General features: G+C 42.4%; 20 protein-coding genes and 1 other RNA gene. 12 read left to right on the top strand and 9 right to left on the bottom strand.

The genetic code is table 11. From position 1 onward, the window contains the following. Positions 1–241: 241 nt before the first annotated feature. Both ACO05V_RS22075 and ACO05V_RS22070 read right to left on the bottom strand, forming a co-directional pair. Positions 242–853 carry a Yip1 family protein gene (locus ACO05V_RS22075; protein ID WP_212916641.1) on the bottom strand — a complete coding sequence of 204 codons (612 nt, stop codon included), beginning with the start codon at positions 851–853 and terminating at the stop codon, positions 242–244. 271 nt (positions 854–1,124) lie between these two features. Beyond that, positions 1,125–1,772 (bottom strand): hypothetical protein, encoded by a 648-nt coding sequence (locus ACO05V_RS22070; protein ID WP_421856770.1) that lies wholly within the window; start codon positions 1,770–1,772, stop codon positions 1,125–1,127. A gap of 340 nt (positions 1,773–2,112) precedes the next feature. Here ACO05V_RS22070 and ACO05V_RS22065 point away from each other — a divergent pair, with 340 nt between their 5' ends. The 8 genes from ACO05V_RS22065 (at position 2,113) to tnpC (ending at position 7,479) form a co-directional block, all read left to right on the top strand. Continuing rightward, on the top strand, positions 2,113–2,565 hold the full coding sequence (locus ACO05V_RS22065) for an excisionase family DNA-binding protein (protein ID WP_421856767.1): 453 nt from the start codon (positions 2,113–2,115) through the stop codon (positions 2,563–2,565). Next, positions 2,565–3,137: a PIN domain-containing protein gene (locus ACO05V_RS22060; RefSeq protein WP_421856763.1), complete on the top strand. Its 573-nt coding sequence runs from the start codon at positions 2,565–2,567 to the stop codon at positions 3,135–3,137. The genes ACO05V_RS22065 and ACO05V_RS22060 overlap by 1 nt, the downstream gene beginning before the upstream one ends. A 253-nt stretch (positions 3,138–3,390) precedes the next feature. Then, positions 3,391–3,648: a hypothetical protein gene (locus ACO05V_RS22055; protein WP_421856760.1), complete on the top strand. Its 258-nt coding sequence runs from the start codon at positions 3,391–3,393 to the stop codon at positions 3,646–3,648. 163 nt (positions 3,649–3,811) lie between these two features. Then, positions 3,812–4,114 (top strand): hypothetical protein, encoded by a 303-nt coding sequence (locus tag ACO05V_RS22050; RefSeq protein WP_421856757.1) that lies wholly within the window; start codon positions 3,812–3,814, stop codon positions 4,112–4,114. A gap of 201 nt (positions 4,115–4,315) precedes the next feature. Further along, complete coding sequence (locus tag ACO05V_RS22045) at positions 4,316–4,822, top strand: phage integrase (RefSeq protein WP_421856754.1); 507 nt, start codon at positions 4,316–4,318, stop codon at positions 4,820–4,822. 334 nt (positions 4,823–5,156) lie between these two features. Further along, on the top strand, positions 5,157–5,480 hold the full coding sequence (gene tnpA / locus ACO05V_RS22040) for an IS66 family insertion sequence element accessory protein TnpA (RefSeq protein WP_421850371.1): 324 nt from the start codon (positions 5,157–5,159) through the stop codon (positions 5,478–5,480). After that, a complete protein-coding gene (tnpB, locus tag ACO05V_RS22035) occupies positions 5,477–5,842 on the top strand; it encodes an IS66 family insertion sequence element accessory protein TnpB (protein WP_421850368.1) in 366 nt (121 codons plus the stop codon). The genes tnpA and tnpB overlap by 4 nt, the downstream gene beginning before the upstream one ends. Before the next feature lie 35 nt (positions 5,843–5,877). Further along, positions 5,878–7,479 carry an IS66 family transposase gene (tnpC, locus tag ACO05V_RS22030; RefSeq protein ID WP_421856928.1) on the top strand — a complete coding sequence of 534 codons (1,602 nt, stop codon included), beginning with the start codon at positions 5,878–5,880 and terminating at the stop codon, positions 7,477–7,479. 258 nt (positions 7,480–7,737) lie between these two features. On the opposite strand, the gene ACO05V_RS22025 is transcribed toward tnpC, so the two are convergent. The 5 genes from ACO05V_RS22025 to smpB form a co-directional block, all read right to left on the bottom strand. After that, positions 7,738–8,358: a hypothetical protein gene (locus tag ACO05V_RS22025; protein WP_421856752.1), complete on the bottom strand. Its 621-nt coding sequence runs from the start codon at positions 8,356–8,358 to the stop codon at positions 7,738–7,740. Positions 8,359–8,684: 326 nt separating this feature from the next. After that, positions 8,685–8,852: a hypothetical protein gene (locus ACO05V_RS22020; RefSeq protein ID WP_421856749.1), complete on the bottom strand. Its 168-nt coding sequence runs from the start codon at positions 8,850–8,852 to the stop codon at positions 8,685–8,687. Further along, positions 8,836–9,420 (bottom strand): hypothetical protein, encoded by a 585-nt coding sequence (locus ACO05V_RS22015; RefSeq protein ID WP_421856746.1) that lies wholly within the window; start codon positions 9,418–9,420, stop codon positions 8,836–8,838. The genes ACO05V_RS22020 and ACO05V_RS22015 overlap by 17 nt, the downstream gene beginning before the upstream one ends. Positions 9,421–9,567: 147 nt before the next feature. After that, positions 9,568–9,929: a transfer-messenger RNA gene (gene ssrA / locus ACO05V_RS22010) on the bottom strand. 101 nt (positions 9,930–10,030) lie between these two features. Beyond that, complete coding sequence (smpB, locus tag ACO05V_RS22005) at positions 10,031–10,510, bottom strand: SsrA-binding protein SmpB (protein ID WP_421856743.1); 480 nt, start codon at positions 10,508–10,510, stop codon at positions 10,031–10,033. A gap of 181 nt (positions 10,511–10,691) precedes the next feature. On the opposite strand from smpB, the gene ACO05V_RS22000 reads away from it, so the two are divergent. Genes ACO05V_RS22000 through ACO05V_RS21990 form a run of 3 tightly spaced genes read left to right on the top strand, consistent with a single transcriptional unit; the run spans position 10,692 to position 12,769 of the window. Continuing rightward, positions 10,692–12,050 (top strand): sodium-dependent transporter, encoded by a 1,359-nt coding sequence (locus ACO05V_RS22000; protein ID WP_421856740.1) that lies wholly within the window; start codon positions 10,692–10,694, stop codon positions 12,048–12,050. Position 12,051: 1 nt separating this feature from the next. Then, the gene (locus ACO05V_RS21995; protein ID WP_421856737.1) at positions 12,052–12,483 is read left to right on the top strand and encodes a type II toxin-antitoxin system RatA family toxin; all 432 of its coding nucleotides are present in this window, start codon (positions 12,052–12,054) and stop codon (positions 12,481–12,483) included. Position 12,484: 1 nt separating this feature from the next. Further along, positions 12,485–12,769 carry an RnfH family protein gene (locus ACO05V_RS21990; protein ID WP_421856734.1) on the top strand — a complete coding sequence of 95 codons (285 nt, stop codon included), beginning with the start codon at positions 12,485–12,487 and terminating at the stop codon, positions 12,767–12,769. Here ACO05V_RS21990 and ACO05V_RS21985 read toward each other — a convergent pair. Beyond that, positions 12,766–13,083: an outer membrane protein assembly factor BamE gene (locus ACO05V_RS21985; RefSeq protein WP_421856731.1), complete on the bottom strand. Its 318-nt coding sequence runs from the start codon at positions 13,081–13,083 to the stop codon at positions 12,766–12,768. The two genes, ACO05V_RS21990 and ACO05V_RS21985, sit on opposite strands and share 4 nt — an antisense overlap. 69 nt (positions 13,084–13,152) lie before the next feature. Here ACO05V_RS21985 and fur point away from each other — a divergent pair, with 69 nt between their 5' ends. Beyond that, positions 13,153–13,563, top strand: coding sequence for a ferric iron uptake transcriptional regulator (gene fur / locus ACO05V_RS21980; protein ID WP_421856728.1), 411 nt, complete (start codon positions 13,153–13,155; stop codon positions 13,561–13,563). 91 nt (positions 13,564–13,654) lie between these two features. Here the strand turns inward: fur and recN are convergent, their stop codons facing one another. Continuing rightward, positions 13,655–15,325 (bottom strand): DNA repair protein RecN, encoded by a 1,671-nt coding sequence (gene recN, locus ACO05V_RS21975; RefSeq protein WP_421856725.1) that lies wholly within the window; start codon positions 15,323–15,325, stop codon positions 13,655–13,657. Positions 15,326–15,422: the final 97 nt, after the last annotated feature.

Genomic DNA, 15,422 nt, shown 5'->3' with positions numbered 1-15,422 from the left:
CAATCGTTCTCTAAATGTGATTATTTAAAAGAGTTCATTCTACAAATAAGAAGAGTAATGATCCTGTAAGCATAGCCTTTTATCAATCTAATCAATAGCCTAAAACCACTGGCATATGAAAAGTATCATAAATTAGTGACAACAATAAGTAAGCATAAGAAAGCAAGCAGCAGAAAAAGTTCCGCTGCTTGCTAAAGAAAGGCGCTGGTTTTGTCTGTCTATCAGACTAAATAAAGAGTCGTTATTGGAAGAAGCTCCACACAATGCTGTGTTCAGAACCGAGACTCCAAAGTAGTACCACAGCAGCCAACAAAGCCTCTAACACTAAAACCCCTATACCAAGCGTGGTACTAGAGAGAATAAAACCTTGTTTATGGCTGATGCCCAAGAAGCTCGGCGTGCCGCGATACAATAGGTAACCTGTATAAGCGACACCTGTCACACAAGCGAGCAAACATAGCCAAATGATTGGATAAATAGCAAAGATACCGCTTAAAAACATGGGTGTAGCAATATACCCCGCAAACACTATACATTCTTGACGAGGAGGGCGATTCGGGAAGTTTCGCGCCATCCAATGAATTAGACTACCGACCATCGCTACAGCGACAAGAATCAGAGCATAAAACAGCACGCCTAAACCAAGGCCATCCATAAAAGACACCTTGATGGCTTCGTCACCTCCGAACGTCCAACCAAATTGCGTCGTACCGATAAAGGTACTGACAACAGGAATGGCCGCCATCCAAAGAACATGATGTAAGTACAAATGACTTACCGACTCATGTTCCTTATTTATTTCGCGCCATTCCTTATCTGGATGATGAATAAGACCCCAAACATGATTGATCATGGATTCCCCCTTGCCTCACAGAGTGAGCATAATGGATTTGGAAAAAGTCCTGATACAGCCACGCCCAAACAAAAGTGGCTTATACACAGTATAGATGGATACGCAGAAAGAGACCGAAAAGATGATAACGATTTCTTATATATGCTTAACGGCTAAGATCAATTAGTAGTAAGAAATATCGAGGAAGAGCGCAATCGCAAAACACAACGTGAAATATGAAATAACAGCGAGCTAGAAGTATCTCTTCTAGCTCGTTGATTCAGAATGGATTTTATTCGCAGCTATAACCTTCTTTCATCTCGACTGCATAAGGTTTGTCGACCGGATCATTAAAATTGGCTCTGGCTATTGTGTCTTTTGCTAAGAACTTGAACATTTTCCATTTAGAGCAATCCGGATGAACCACGGTATTGCTAGAATCTAAAATCAGCTTGTTTTGCTTATCTGTTAGCTTGTACTGAAAGGTATAAACCTTGGTTGGTGTTTCTACATTTTGGTAGCCACTGACAATGGGCTCCATAAATTGGTGATAACGTGTGACACAGGTTCGTGCGTCAGTACTCGGGTTTCTATGACAAACGGTGTAAGGAATATTTCTTTCATTATTAAACACAGGAACCTTCTTGGTTTCTGTGGTTTCTGCTGACGTGAAATTTATTACCAGGTGATAGTCTGGATTGCTTTGGGTGTCCGAAACGTTAGTAAAGCCGCGCTCTTTCAATGCGCTGATAATATCGGGAATGTAGCGCTTATTTGTCAGATCTTCGCCATCCTTGCTAGGAACTACGACAATCGATGCGGATTTATCAATGTCTACACTAGAGTCAACATTGCTGACATTTTGCCCTGCCAACTTAACATTGGACGAACAGCCCGATAGAAGGGCCGAAAACAGCACAAAAAAAGTGAAAAGCCTCATAGTCGCGTTCTCCATTGCGTATCAAAAAACATTCTCCATCCAATATCAAAACACAGATAGCACACAAAGCCGAGACCCGCCTTCCACCTTCCACCTGTTTTTCAAAAACCTTACTCTAACGTGGCACTAAAGCGAGAGAGTTGAAGAAGATTTTTCCGCGAATAAGTTAATCGAGAAAAGCGCTAAATCTATGACCTTGGGTTACGCTGTTTCTAGTTCATGCACCTTTTGAATGTTGGTATTTGATTAAATTTAGCTTGATATATTTCGAATAATGTAGCTATGTTATTGGTGGTCATGCCAATAAGATTACTTTTAGAAAAAACTCGGAGCAAAGAGTATGAACACCGCAATTCGCATTCCTAGCCAAGAAGAAGCGGCACTAGCAAAACTGTGCAGCCAAGAACTAGCTGGCGTGTTAGCGACTAACGGAGACGAGCAACGCTTTTCATTTACGGATGACTCTGGAAACACCCATGATATAAAGTTACCTAAGTCTGCTTTGAATCTTTTTGTTGAGGTACTGACGCAGCTTGGAGAGGGGAATATTGTTCAAATCACGCCCATCCACGCCGAGCTTACCACTCAACAAGCTGCCGATATGCTCAACATGTCACGCCCTACCTTGATTAAGCTTTTAGACGATGGTGCGATTCCTTTCAATCGAACAGGAAATCGTCGAAAAGTTGCCTATGTAGATGTGATGAAATACAAAGAAACGTTATTGAATAAACGATTAGTGAGCTTAGAAGAGCTAACCGCACTCGATCAAGAAAACAAAATGGGATATTAATGAATAATACTTACACCGTCATTTTAGATGCCTGTGTTCTTTATCCCGCTCCACTAAGGAGTTATCTAATGTATCTTGCCAGTACTGGGCTTTTTAGAGCCAGATGGTCGGAGCAGATACATGACGAATGGATTCGTAATGTGCTAAAAAATCGTCCAGATATGGATATCAATACATTACAAAGAACTCGCAAACTCATGGATGCCAATGTTCCAGATGCATTGGTTTCTGGACATGAGTCCTTGATCAATAGTTTAACTCTTCCCGATGCTGATGACCGGCATGTACTGGCCGCAGCGATGCAGGGTCATACTGAGGGGATTATTACGTTTAATTTAAAAGATTTTCCCATAGAGCAATTAGAACCTTTTGGCATTAGCGCAATTCACCCTGATGAATTTTTGAGTGACATGTTCGAGCTTGATGCCGCTTCATGCCTCCTAGCCGCGCAACGACATCGAAGTGCATTGAAAAATCCAACACTTACTCCAGATGAATATTTAAACTGTCTTTTGAAACAGAGGCTACCGTCGTTTGTGAGTGCTTTGAAACGACTTTCATTTGCTTTGTAATCTTATTGTGTTCTCGACGTGAATAGTAATAGATAAAGCCATAGATACGCCCAGTGGCTGAATAGTGAGTATGATTAACTACGATGGGGAGTTGTTCGTAAAGCGAGTGCAAAAACAGCTAGACGGCTTGGTTACGATCACCTCGGATAACAAGATTACCGAGACATGACTATTCCCGCTCAAGACTTGAGCAAACTTAAAATAATTGGCCGTGTCGTGTGGTCAGGCCATCCGATGATTTAAGGAGTATGTCATGGAAGAAAAACAGAAAAATATAGGAAAAGATAAAACCTTTATTTCTGAGTATTGGATAGTAATAGGAATTATTATTTCTATTATCTACTTCATACTAGCCTTGCTTATGCTCCAGCCAATAGAGCATTTAAAAAACATTTTCGAATTGAATCTAGACGGACTAAGCAAGCTAGGGAGCTTCTTAGCTGGTGTTTTTAGCCCATTGGCTTTTGCTTGGCTTATTGTTGGATATGTAATGCAACAATATCCAGCTTAAATTTCAAAACGATCAATTTAAACGAAACCTAGACTTCCAAATAAATCTAGAAAACGAAAGAAAAAAAGAATCGCACAATAAAATTCAACCAGTTTTCCGTGTAGAGGAAGTATTCGAAGAAGGGGTTGGCAGTACTCTCATCAATAAATACTTTCAAAAAATAATGGATGAATCAGAGGGTTATGATGAATATCATGAGAAAATTCTACCTGATTTTTTTATTAAAGAAATTTTTAATGGAGAGGGGGGGTTCTATTTTTTTGAAATTAAATTAGAGATAAATACATTGAAAAATAGCATATTCAATTTATCTATTGAAAAAGAAACCTTCAGTCAATTTCAAAATAAGAAAATAATAATAGCACCTCAAGCAAATAAAGAAAAAACGATTAAAACAGAACTATTTCTAAGCCTAGCAAGTTTTGAAAAACTGCTATCTCATCAACCACTAATGTTTAATGTTTAATGTTGAATTCGAAGACGAATCAAGAAATATACAAAGCACAAAACTCACCTTAGAGTTACACTTTTTGACTCGTAAAATTAAACCAACTATTGATAGCACAGTAATCAAAAATGACAATTAAAAAAGTTCTTACAGGTTATGAAGTCCGCTTTCGCGTCAATGGTCGTGGCAATTTCAAATTAGGTTAAAAGGGGCTAGTGGATGGCAATCACTCAAACTAAAACAGGCTGGCAAGTTGAGTTTCGCGTAAATGGTAGAGGTTCGCGAAAGTATAAACGAGTGTTTCCGACTAAGGCGGAATGTGAACGTTTTCAGCGTTTTACCATTGCTCAACATGAAACCCAGTCGGACGCTAAGCCATGGCTAGAAAAACCCAAGGACTCACGCAAGTTAAGCGAGTTGATAGAGCTATGGGACGACACACACGGCCATTTTTTGCGAGATGGTAAGAGCCGTAAAAGTAAGTTGCTTATGATCGCCGAGCAATTGGGTGACCCAGTAGGCTCTAATCTTACTCGCTTGGAGTACACCCGATGGCGCACCCAGCGATCCAAAGAAGGCAAAAGCCCCAAAACGTTAAACAATGACCTGGGGTATTTGTCGCCTATGTTTAATACCTTGGTCAAAGCGGAAGAGATTCATTACCCCAACCCGCTAACCACCGTCGATAATGTGAAAGTTCCAGAGAATGAGCTTTCGTATTTTTAACACACGACCAGATAAAAGAATTACTAGACGAAACCAAGAAGGGCGACCACTCACGCGAAAGCGGACTTCTTAACCTGATGGGATTTTTTATCGCCATTGCCAGATACTCTTTTTCTTAGGTTTTAAGTAATCTATTATTTCCTTATCTGATTTGAAGTGTTTTGTGTCTGTTGCTATTAAGCATTTCTTATCAGTATCGTTAACGAGATTTATAAGAAATATTTTAGATCGTATTTCACGATAGTGTAAGCGCCCTTAAATCAGCATTCTTGCCGACCATTGAATAATCTCAGAACCTAACGCCTGTTTATTTTTTTACTAGCAGGAGTTTATTATGAATCAACCTTCCGATTCTCAATCACGTTCTGAGTTTTGGCTTGAACAGGTAAAAGTCGCTGGCGAGTCCGGCTTGTCTGGCGCTCAGTTTTGCAAACAACAGGATCTCAATTATTCGCAGTTTATGTATTGGCGGCAGAAGTGCCAGAAACAATCCAACCCAACGTCACAAGGCAAGGCGTCTGGTTTTGTTAAAGTAGCCCCCTCGATCCTAGAGTCTCCATCCAGCTTATCGGTATCTTTACCTAGCGGGATACAAATCCGTGGCATTGATTCTGGCAATTTGGCCTTGGTTCGTCAGTTGCTGGAATGGGCGTCATGACACGCTATTTTCGCCCATCGGTTGAGATGCCTGAGATCTATCTTTATCGCCAGCCGGTGGATTTTCGTAAAGCGGCTTTAGGGTTGGCGGCGATTGTCGAACAAGAGCTGGGACGCAATCCCTTCGATGGCGCATTGTACGCGTTCACCAACCGACGCTATAACAAGATCAAATGCGTATTCTGGGAAGACAACGGTTTTGTTCTCTATTACAAAGCCTTAGCGGAGGAAAAGTTCCGCTGGTCGAAGGGTGACGAGGCGATCATGTCATTGACGGGACAACAGATCAATTGGTTGCTGGATGGCTATGATTTATCGCGGATGAAAGGACATAAAAAGTTGTATTATGAGTCTGTTTTATAAGCACTTTTCAATTATGTTTTGCTATAATGCTGGGCATGAAAAAAGTGCCGTCTCCATTCCCAACCCCCATTTCCTATGAAGGCCTGAGCCACACTCAGCTGGTCGAATTGCTGACGCAGAAAGACCAGCTTCTTGATGACCATCATCAAGTCATTCGCCATCAGGAAAAATTGTTGGATGAAAGAAAGCAACGAATCGAGCTGTTAGAAGAATTACTGCGCTTAGCCAAAGCACAAAAGTTTGCCGCCAGCAGCGAGAAATCTGTTTATCAGATCGATCTGTTTGATGAAGCAGAGCTCGAAGCGGCGATGGACGCGCTCATTGAACAACTGCCTGAAGGGGTGCTTCCAGAAACGCTTCGACCTCGCAAGCGCCAACGTGGTTTCTCCGATAAGCTTCCTAGAGTACGGGTAGAACTGCGATTGTCTGAAGACGAAAAAGTCGGTGCCACGTCCACTTTTTTCAGTAAGGTCAAAGAAGAGTTGGATATCGTTCCCGCCAAGGTCAGGGTCCTCGAATACTGGCAGGAAAAGGCGGTCTTCAAACAAGAGGAGAATGAACAGGAACGGATCCGCTCAGCCGAACGTCCCCTTCATCCATTAGGCAAGTGTGCTGTCAGCGTTTCTTCATTAGCCTATATTATCGCGGGGAAGTATGCCGATGGCTTGCCCTTGTATCGCCTGGAAAAACAGATCGAACGCTACGGGGCGCATCTGGATCGCACCAACATGGCGAATTACCTGATCCGACTCAATGAGCCTATTAAACCGCTGCTGAACTTACTGTGGGAAGTGCAATTGGAGGCAAATTACCTGCAAGGTGACGAAACACGCATCCAAGTCCTTAAAGAAGACGGTAAAACCGCCCAATCTGATAAATGGATGTGGGTCATTCGCGGTGGCCCACCGGACAAACCAGTGATTCATTTTGAATACGATCCGTCTCGTGGCGGTAAAGTGCCCGTGCGCCTGCTCGATGGGTTCAATGGCGTGCTGCAAGCCGACGGCTATGGGGGTTACAACGCCGTGTGTAGGGAAAACAACCTAACGCGCATTGGCTGTTGGGATCATGCTAGGAGAAAGTTCGTCGAAGCCAGTAAGGCGGGTAAAACGAAGACAAAAAGTAAAAACGCGGTCCCAGCCAAAGCTGACGTGGCCTTAGGATGTATCAGCAAGCTCTATGCTATTGAAACGAAAATCAAAGGGCTGAGTGTCGAAGAAAAAACAACTGCACGTCAAGAACAGAGTCGTCCTATTCTCAACGCCTTTAAAGAATGGCTAAACAAGAATGTCGGTACCGTTCTAAAAGACGGACTGACTTATAAAGCCATCCAATACACCCTGAACCAATCGGACTACCTGACAGGGTACTGTGAGGATGGGCAATTGCACATTAGTAATGTTCTCGCTGAGAACGCCATCCGCCCCTTCGCGATTGGACGCAAGAACTGGTTATTCGCCGACACTTCACAAGGTGCTCATGCCAGTGCGACTTGGTATAGTCTCGTTGAAACGGCCAAAGCCAACGGGCTAGAACCTTACGCGTATATTTTGCATATTCTGCAACACATCGCTAGCGCCGACACGGTTGAGAAACTGGAAGCATTACTGCCTTGGCAGGTTAAAACGGCGCTGTAAAGACGCAGAACCATCCGGCAAACGGATGCAGTAAAAAAACGAAATGGAAAACCAGAAACAACCAAAATAAAGAAGAGAAAAAAGAAAGGTCTTACCGCTGCATCCTTGCAGCCTGAATCCTCCTGAAAACAGACAGAGCCTCCATCCTGGAGGTGTAGGCAAATCCGTTCGCCCTCTGTCTGTTATTTAACTTAAACTTTTTTGATACTTGATGCAACCTCAAGTATCCATTTACACCGATGAATGGTCATTAAGGGATCATTTACGACGACACAAAACAAACGATAATAATGCTGATTTAAGGGCGCTTACACGATAGTAATCTATATATATGAGTTTTATGGTTATATTTTTTGTTTCAATGTTTATTTTAGGTATTTCCATATTTGGAAAATATTTTTCATCAGAGTAGTTTAGAACTTCAATTAAACTTTTTTCAAAATCTAAAGAATCAATGACTATTTTTATTGAGTGAGTGTTGGTGCCGAGATTTTTTAAAAGAAAGCTTAAGTTACTACAAGGTGAGTTCTCTGATTTTTCACCCACATCGTTAAAGTTTTTTCCTGTTTCATATTCGTATCTAAAGTCTTGTATTTTTAGAAAAGGTTGAGCCAGACGATTTTTCTCTTCCTCCTTCTTCATTTCTTTTGCTTTTGCTTCTAAAATTTGATTTTGTTGGCTAAAGTGCTGAACTATTACAAAGAAAAATAATATTGGGGCGAAAACTCTACCTAAAAAACTGCCAATTTGCCCTAAATCTAAATTATGGATGTTTAATAATTTCTCTTTAAAAAGCATTGTAATTAATCCTAAATATGCACCAGTCAATAGGCCTAATATAAGAGAAGAGCGTTTATAAGATTTATAAAAATCAAGCATGATAATTCCTTTTAAATCATCGGATGGCCTGACCACACGACGCGGCCAATTATTTTAAGTTTGCTCAAGTCTTGTACTTGAATGTTTATATCTCGGTAGTTCTTGTTGTCTGAGGTAATGGCAACCAAGCCGTCTAACTGTTTTTACACTCGCTGATGAGCAATTTTGAAAAGTGTAAAGGTTTTCTCTGGTCTAGTCGCTATTTTTGGCAAGTGGCAAGAAAAGGATATTTAATTCGAAATGAAGTGGTTGAGGGAGTTTTTTAATGGAAATGCAGGTCTAGCCTCACGACAATCCACAAATTAGCTTAAGGCCTTGGAAATAATTTATTTCTGAATTTGAGGGGCATCTTCGCCTTGAGTGACGATTTTATTTTCTTTCCACATGACACTGTATTGACCTAATTTTTGTTTGCGCTCTAACGCGGCTTTTACTGCTTTTTTTAAAGCGTCTTGTGTGGACTGTACTGTTGGGTTTTTAGATTGAGTTGTCATAATCGGCCTCTATCATTAATTTTTTGAGTACATCGTGTTGATAAATAATACGATTTTTTCCAAGCTGCTCAAACAGTAATATCGGTTCTTCGTTTGCGTTCATATAGCATTGACATTGATCTACTTGATACGAAAAAAGATCTAATAAATTTGCTAAGCTTCTTGGGAAACGACGAAGAATATCTTTACTTGGAATGTTATGGCCACCGTGAGCAACACGTTCGGCAACTCGAAAGCTAGATACTTCGCTATTTGGTAGTGCAAGATAAATTAGCTCTACTCGCCAGTTGTCTTCTTGCAGTTGCTTAATGAGTTTTAGGTAGCTCTTTCCTGATAGTGTCGTTTCGACAGCAAAATCTTCTCTCTTTTTAATATTTGCACGTATTTCTGAGAGGAATATACGACTTGCTGCGACAAGTTCTTTCTCGGGAGCTAATGGGGATAAGCCTGCAGCGATTAAGTCTGCATTTATGAAGCTAGAACAATTCGCCACTTGAGGTAAAAACTCTAGGGCAAAGGTTGTTTTCCCTGCACCATTTGGGCCTGCGATGATCCAACAAGTTGGCATTGATCAGAACTCCTCCATAACTTTACTTAACGAACCTTAGTCCAAAGCAAAAAAACCACCTTAATGGGTGGCTTTTTATTTGATGCTTCATACGTGCATCCAGTTCCTTTTAAAAAGTGCAAACCCTTCTAAAAACAACCGTTTAAGTGGTGGAGGCGGGGGGGGTCGAACCCCCGTCCGTCAGTCCTCTGCCATCGGCTCTACATGCATAGTCACTTCTATTATTTGACCACGAACCGCCCGAAGGACAGGGTGTTAATGGCGAGCCTACTTAGTCTTAGAACTTTATCCCTAGGCGGGGCATCAGTTAGCATCTTGTAATTTATGATACTGCAGAATCTCTGGCTACAAGCAACCTGAGGGCAGCACACTAGCAGCGGTTTAGGCTGCTAAAGCGTAGTTTTCGTCGTTTGCGACTATAAAATTGATGCGGGGGATTAACGAGATCACGCATCACTCTCGACATGCACCTTTGGGTTTGTAACCGACGTCGAAACCATGTCGCCCCCAAAAAGTAACGCTAGTCTAGCGCAAACAATGTGCTTACGCTAGAGGTAACGCTGAAATGCTTAGTGTCTGCTTATTTCAACATAAGGTTGAAAAGTGTCTATTAAGCACTGTGTTTCATTAGTCGTTCTTTGTCTCTTGACCAATCACGATCACGCTCGGTATCACGTTTATCGTGTTCTTTTTTACCGGTTACCAAGGCGACTTCGCATTTTATCTTGTTGGCTTTCCAATACAGCGCCATGGCCGCACAGGTTTTGCCTTTTTGCTCGGTGACTTGGATGATGCGATCAAGTTCTTTGCGGTTTAAAAGCAATTTGCGTTGGCGCATCGGTTCACAAACGACATGCGTTGAGGCGCTAAGCAGTGGCGTAATACGCGCACCGACGAGCCACGCTTCGTTTTGGTGAATGATGACGAAGGAGTCTACTAATTGGGCTTTGCCTTCGCGCAGGCTTTTTACTTCCCAACCAGATAAAACCAAACCGGCTTCGAACTTCTGGTCGACAAAGTAGTCGTATTTTGCACGTTTATTAAGCGCGATGGTGCCCGTGCTGCTGGATTTTTTCTTTACTTTACTCATAGTTAGAAATTATACGGTCGATAGTGGCAAAAACCTATGCTTTTCTTGAGGTATGCGCCTGAATGTTAGAAAATTCGTACTTGTTAATTAATTTGTCAGGTTAGGGATCGTGGCAGTGTTGGTCACGTTTGCGTTTTATTCCTATCCTTAAACACATCTTGTGTATTTAGAGCCTAAATTTATGCCTGAAAGTCGATGTTTACAAGGTATCTGGTCAAGTCCGTGGATATTTATTTTTGCGGCCAGTGGATCGGCAGTGGGATTAGGGAACATTTGGAAGTTTCCTTATGTGCTCGGGCAAAACGGTGGTGGTGCATTTTTGTTTGTGTATTGTGCGTGTTTGCTGTTGGTAGGCCTGCCAGTGTTAATGGCCGAAGTAGCTTTAGGTCGTACGGTTCGGTCTAACCCAATTGATACAGTAAACGATTTGAGTGAACGTCGTATGGTTCATCCAGCTTGGGTGTTTGTGCCTTGGCTGGCTGGCGTGACGGGATTTTTGATTCTGACGTTTTATAGTGTAATTGCGGGTTGGTCTCTTGCCTATTTAGATCGTGCTGTGTCGGGTGACTTTAAGGAGATTACGCAAGTTGGTGCATCCAGTATGTTTGATGCCTTGCTGGCGGCACCGTCCGAAATGTTGTTGTGGCATTCGGTGTTTATGGGGTTAGTGGTATTAACGGTTGGACAGTCGGTGACTCGAGGGTTGTCTGCAGTCGTGCGCGTTTTGTTGCCCGTTTTGGTGGTAACGCTGCTTTTATTGGCGTTTTATTCCATGACCATTGGCAATATGAATGAAGCGCTGAACTTTATGTTTCGCTGGTCTTGGCAAGATATTACCTTTGAGGTTGTCTTGGCCGCGGTTGGGCTGGCTCTGTTTAGTTTGAGTGTCGGAATGGGAGCGATGTTTGCTTATGGCGCGTATATGAGTAAGCGTATGTCCATAGCCCGAGCTTGCGGTATTGTTGTTGGTGTGGACTTGTTGGTGGCGATATTGGCCGGCTTGGTCATTTTTCCATTGGTGTTTTCGTTTAATATTGATGTGGAAGCTGGGCCTAGTTTGACCTTTGTGTCTTTGCCTATCATTTTTGGTAGTTTACCTGGTGGTCAGTTCTTCGCGGGTGTGTTCTTTTTATTGCTGGTTGTGGCGGCGCTTACATCGGCTATATCCATGTTAGAATTGTTTGTTGCTTGGTTGCATGAAAAATTCTATATCGCACGTTTGAAAGCGGCGGTATTGATGGGAGTCGCCGTCTGGTTTATTGGGATTGCGGTGCTGTTGTCTTTTAACCATTGGGACAGCAAAATTGTCTTTGGATTGAATTTCTTTGAGTTATTGGATGAATTGACTTCTTTGGTTCTGTTGCCAGTGGGAGCCATTTTACTGTCAGTTTTGGTGGCTTGGTTTATTCCACATTCAATGTTGCAAAATGAGATGATCACAAAACAAGCAAATCATTTTCAATGGTGGTATAAGACATTGAAATACATAAGTATTCCAGCAATGATTGTGATTACTCTTGCTGGCTGGATAGGAGTGTAGTTTGAGTCATATAGAACGCTTCGCGCATGTGAATTACAGTTGCGAGCAGATGTTTGCCTTGGTAAACGATATTGACGGTTATCCTGAGTTTTTACCTGGGTGTTTAAATTCTACATTAATTTCGAGGACGCCAACAGAAATCGTAGCGTCTTTGGAAGTAGGTAAAGGGCCGGTTCGACAATCGTTTACGACAAAGAACTTTTTGGAAGAGTTTGGTCGTATAGAAATGACCTTGGTAAAAGGGCCATTTAAGAGTCTGCATGGCGTATGGACTTTTACGGAGCTGTCTCCGACTAGTTGTAAAATTATGCTGAGCATTGAGTTTGAATTGAGCGGTATGCTGAAATTCGCCTTTGGCGGCGTGTTTAGTCAAATTGCCAATACAATGGTGGATTCTTTTAGTCGGCGTGCAAAAGTGGTATACGGTGAATAGTATGAGAGTTGAAGTAGCTTATGCTTTGCCTGAGAAGCAAAAAATTATTGCTCTAGAGGTTGAAGACGGTTGTACCGTACGTGATGCGGTACGTCGTTCGAATATCCATGTTTTTTTTCCGGATGTGGATGTAGAAACAGTAAAAGTTGGCATTTTCGGTAAAGCTGTGCGAAATGCAGAAGAGCAAGAATTAAAAGAAGGTGAGCGAGTCGAGCTGTATCGCGAGCTGAAGGTTGACCCAAAACAAGCTAGGGCCAACCGTGCAGCGAAAACAACGAAAGATTAGTTGTTTTTAATTTCTGTTAAAACGCCGTCGCTGAAAATTAGGACTAGGTCGTTTGCATCACTTTTCTTGGTATCTGGTGTTGCGTATAGCGTTGTATACAGGTAATGCCATTCGTTTGGCTTAAAGGTGTCTCTCAACATTGGGTTACCCAATAGGTAAGTGACCTGAGATTCAGACATGCCAATTTGTAACTGTGATAGTTGTTCCTTCGTTATAAGGTTTCCTTGTGTTACCGGAACCTTGTAAGGTGGTGGAAATAAACTGCATGCGCTGAGTGAAAGCGCTGCGCATAATAGTAAAACTGATTTTTTCATTTGTATTATCCTTACTCTGGTGTGCTAATGATAAAGTAATTATCAACAAGATCGAATAGAGAATGACTCATGACTAGCGAAAATCAAGAGCTAAAGAAAGCGGGACTCAAGGTAACTCTACCACGAGTGAAAATTTTACAAATTCTTGAAGGTGCGGGCGACCGCCACATGAGTGCTGATGATGTCTATCGCACTCTGCTTGATCAAGGTGAAGATGTTGGTTTGGCAACAGTTTACCGTGTGCTAACTCAGTTTGAAACTGCAGGTTTGGTGCAACGTCACCATTTCGAAGCAGGAACAGCTGTTTTTGAGTTAGCGAAGGGCGATCATCATGATCACATGATTTGTCTGGAAACGGGCAAGGTGATTGAATTCGTTGATCCAATCATTGAAAAGCGCCAACATGAAATTGCTGAAGAGCATGGTTTTGAGATTGAAGACCACAGCTTGATTCTTTACGTGCGCCCAAAGAAGAAATAAACGTTCGTTTATCCAAGGGTAATGAATGATAAGGGCCTAAATTGCAGAGTTTAGGCCCTTTTTTATTATCTGGATTTTATTGGTGGTAATGCTACTGCAGTTGAACGTTACCTAGCATTTCGCGAGCGTGCGCTAAGGTTTGCTCGGTCAGTTCTAACCCGCCTAATAGGCGCGCAATTTCTTGTGTGCGGTCTTGATCCTTGAGTAGCTCGACCTGAGACGACGTCGCTTCATCTTCAACCAGTTTACTGACGCGTAGATGCTGATTGCCTTGCGCTGCCACTTGCGCCAAGTGAGTCACACAAAAGACTTGGCCACGTTTGCCAACAGAACGTAGCATGCGACCAACCACCTCGGCGATGCCGCCGCTGATGCCCACGTCAACTTCATCAAAAACCAATGTCGGAATAATCGATGTGTGCGCGGTAACCACTTGGATACCCAAACTAATTCGTGATAACTCACCACCTGAGGCGACTTTGCGCAATGGCTGTGCAGGTTGCCCTGGGTTGGATGCAATCATGTATTCGATGTCTTCAAAACCATTTGCCGACACTTGGTTAAGTGGTTGGCATTGAATAAAGAAGCGCGCATGTGGCATGCCTAATCCATGTATTTGCTCTTCGACTTTTTGTGCTAGCTCGTCTTTGGCGATAATGCGCTTTTCAGTCAGTGTCGTAGCAAGCGCGGTGAGTTTTTCATAGGCTTGTTCTTCTTTTTCTTTCAGTGACTCTAGGCTTTCTTCGCTGCCTTGTAGACTGTCTAGTTCTGCTTCCACGCTTTCTCGTAAGGATAAAAGTCCTTCTGGTAAGGTTCTGTGTTTGCGAGCGGTATCGTAAATATCAGATAAGCGAAGTTCTATATCGATAAGGCGTTCAGGGTTTTGCTCCAAAGTATCTTGGTAGTGATGCAAACTATCTGCCGCTTCTTGTGCCTGAATTAGGGCTACGTTCATCATTTCTAACGCATTTTCTAATTCTTTTGTAGCTGGACGAATTTGGCTGGCACTATTGATTGCTTGATGCAACAAAGAGCAAATATTGCCTTCGTCGCTGTCTATCAAAATACCGCTGGCTTGATAGGCTTTAAATTGTGAATCGGCAATGTTCGACAAAAAGGCTTGTTCGTTTTCTAGCGTTTCGATTTCGCCTTCTTTTAGATCAAGTTGCTGCAACTCTTGAGCTTGATAAGACAATAGCTGGATCTTGGCGTCTTGTTCAGAGGAGCGATTCTGCTGAGCAGACAGTTCTTCTTTGAGTTGTCGCCACGTTGAGTATTGCAGGCTAACTTTTTTACTCAAGTCAGTCAGACGACCATATTCGTCGAGCTGTTGTCTTTGGGCATTCTTTTTAAGTAACGACTGGTGTTCGTGCTGTCCGTGGATATCAACTAGCTGACTGCCAACGTCTTTTAGGTCGCTCAATGTACAAGGGCGGCCATTAATGTAAGCCTTGGAGCGACCTTCTTTGCTGATAACACGGCGCAATATGCAATGTTGATCGTGTTCTAGGTCTCTTTCTTCCAGCCATTTGTGGACGTGTGGATAGTGCTGTATATCGAAGCTGGCACTGATGTCGGCTTTTTTTTGCCCATGTCTTACGACTGCTGCATCGGTACGATCACCTAAACAAAGTGACAGAGCATCCACCATGATGGATTTACCTGCCCCTGTTTCACCTGAAATCACGGTCATGCCCTTTTTGAATTCCAGTTCTAAGGATTCAACAATGGCGAAGTTGGAAATAGCGATGCTAGTCAGCATAGAGTGCTCCAAAGAGAGAATATATTTATATGGTTATTTATACAGTACTTGGTTGTTTTTTGACAAGTCTAGTTAGTAAATTTAATTCCCATGAAAT

The organism is Marinomonas sp. (assembly GCF_965225885.1).
Lineage (GTDB): Bacteria > Pseudomonadota > Gammaproteobacteria > Pseudomonadales > Marinomonadaceae > Marinomonas.
Note: the sequence above shows the minus strand (reverse complement) of the source record. Positions and strands in the feature narration are given on the sequence as shown.

Excerpts from the sequence above, each read along its gene's own strand:
- tnpA (WP_421850371.1), top strand. The coding sequence starts at position 5,157 with ATGAATCAACCTTCCGATTCTCAATCACGTTCTGAGTTTTGGCTTGAA.
- ACO05V_RS22050 (WP_421856757.1), top strand. The coding sequence starts at position 3,812 with ATGGATGAATCAGAGGGTTATGATGAATATCATGAGAAAATTCTACCT.
- ACO05V_RS22070 (WP_421856770.1), bottom strand. The coding sequence starts at position 1,772 with ATGAGGCTTTTCACTTTTTTTGTGCTGTTTTCGGCCCTTCTATCGGGC.
- ACO05V_RS21990 (WP_421856734.1), top strand. The coding sequence starts at position 12,485 with ATGAGAGTTGAAGTAGCTTATGCTTTGCCTGAGAAGCAAAAAATTATT.
- ACO05V_RS22020 (WP_421856749.1), bottom strand. The coding sequence starts at position 8,852 with ATGACAACTCAATCTAAAAACCCAACAGTACAGTCCACACAAGACGCT.
- tnpC (WP_421856928.1), top strand. The coding sequence starts at position 5,878 with ATGAAAAAAGTGCCGTCTCCATTCCCAACCCCCATTTCCTATGAAGGC.
- ACO05V_RS22065 (WP_421856767.1), top strand. The coding sequence starts at position 2,113 with ATGAACACCGCAATTCGCATTCCTAGCCAAGAAGAAGCGGCACTAGCA.
- ACO05V_RS22015 (WP_421856746.1), bottom strand. The coding sequence starts at position 9,420 with ATGCCAACTTGTTGGATCATCGCAGGCCCAAATGGTGCAGGGAAAACA.
- recN (WP_421856725.1), bottom strand. The coding sequence starts at position 15,325 with ATGCTGACTAGCATCGCTATTTCCAACTTCGCCATTGTTGAATCCTTA.
- ACO05V_RS22075 (WP_212916641.1), bottom strand. The coding sequence starts at position 853 with ATGATCAATCATGTTTGGGGTCTTATTCATCATCCAGATAAGGAATGG.
- ACO05V_RS22045 (WP_421856754.1), top strand. The coding sequence starts at position 4,316 with ATGGCAATCACTCAAACTAAAACAGGCTGGCAAGTTGAGTTTCGCGTA.
- ACO05V_RS22025 (WP_421856752.1), bottom strand. The coding sequence starts at position 8,358 with ATGCTTGATTTTTATAAATCTTATAAACGCTCTTCTCTTATATTAGGC.
- fur (WP_421856728.1), top strand. The coding sequence starts at position 13,153 with ATGACTAGCGAAAATCAAGAGCTAAAGAAAGCGGGACTCAAGGTAACT.
- ACO05V_RS21985 (WP_421856731.1), bottom strand. The coding sequence starts at position 13,083 with ATGAAAAAATCAGTTTTACTATTATGCGCAGCGCTTTCACTCAGCGCA.
- tnpB (WP_421850368.1), top strand. The coding sequence starts at position 5,477 with ATGACACGCTATTTTCGCCCATCGGTTGAGATGCCTGAGATCTATCTT.
- smpB (WP_421856743.1), bottom strand. The coding sequence starts at position 10,510 with ATGAGTAAAGTAAAGAAAAAATCCAGCAGCACGGGCACCATCGCGCTT.
- ACO05V_RS22055 (WP_421856760.1), top strand. The coding sequence starts at position 3,391 with ATGGAAGAAAAACAGAAAAATATAGGAAAAGATAAAACCTTTATTTCT.
- ACO05V_RS22000 (WP_421856740.1), top strand. The coding sequence starts at position 10,692 with ATGCCTGAAAGTCGATGTTTACAAGGTATCTGGTCAAGTCCGTGGATA.
- ACO05V_RS22060 (WP_421856763.1), top strand. The coding sequence starts at position 2,565 with ATGAATAATACTTACACCGTCATTTTAGATGCCTGTGTTCTTTATCCC.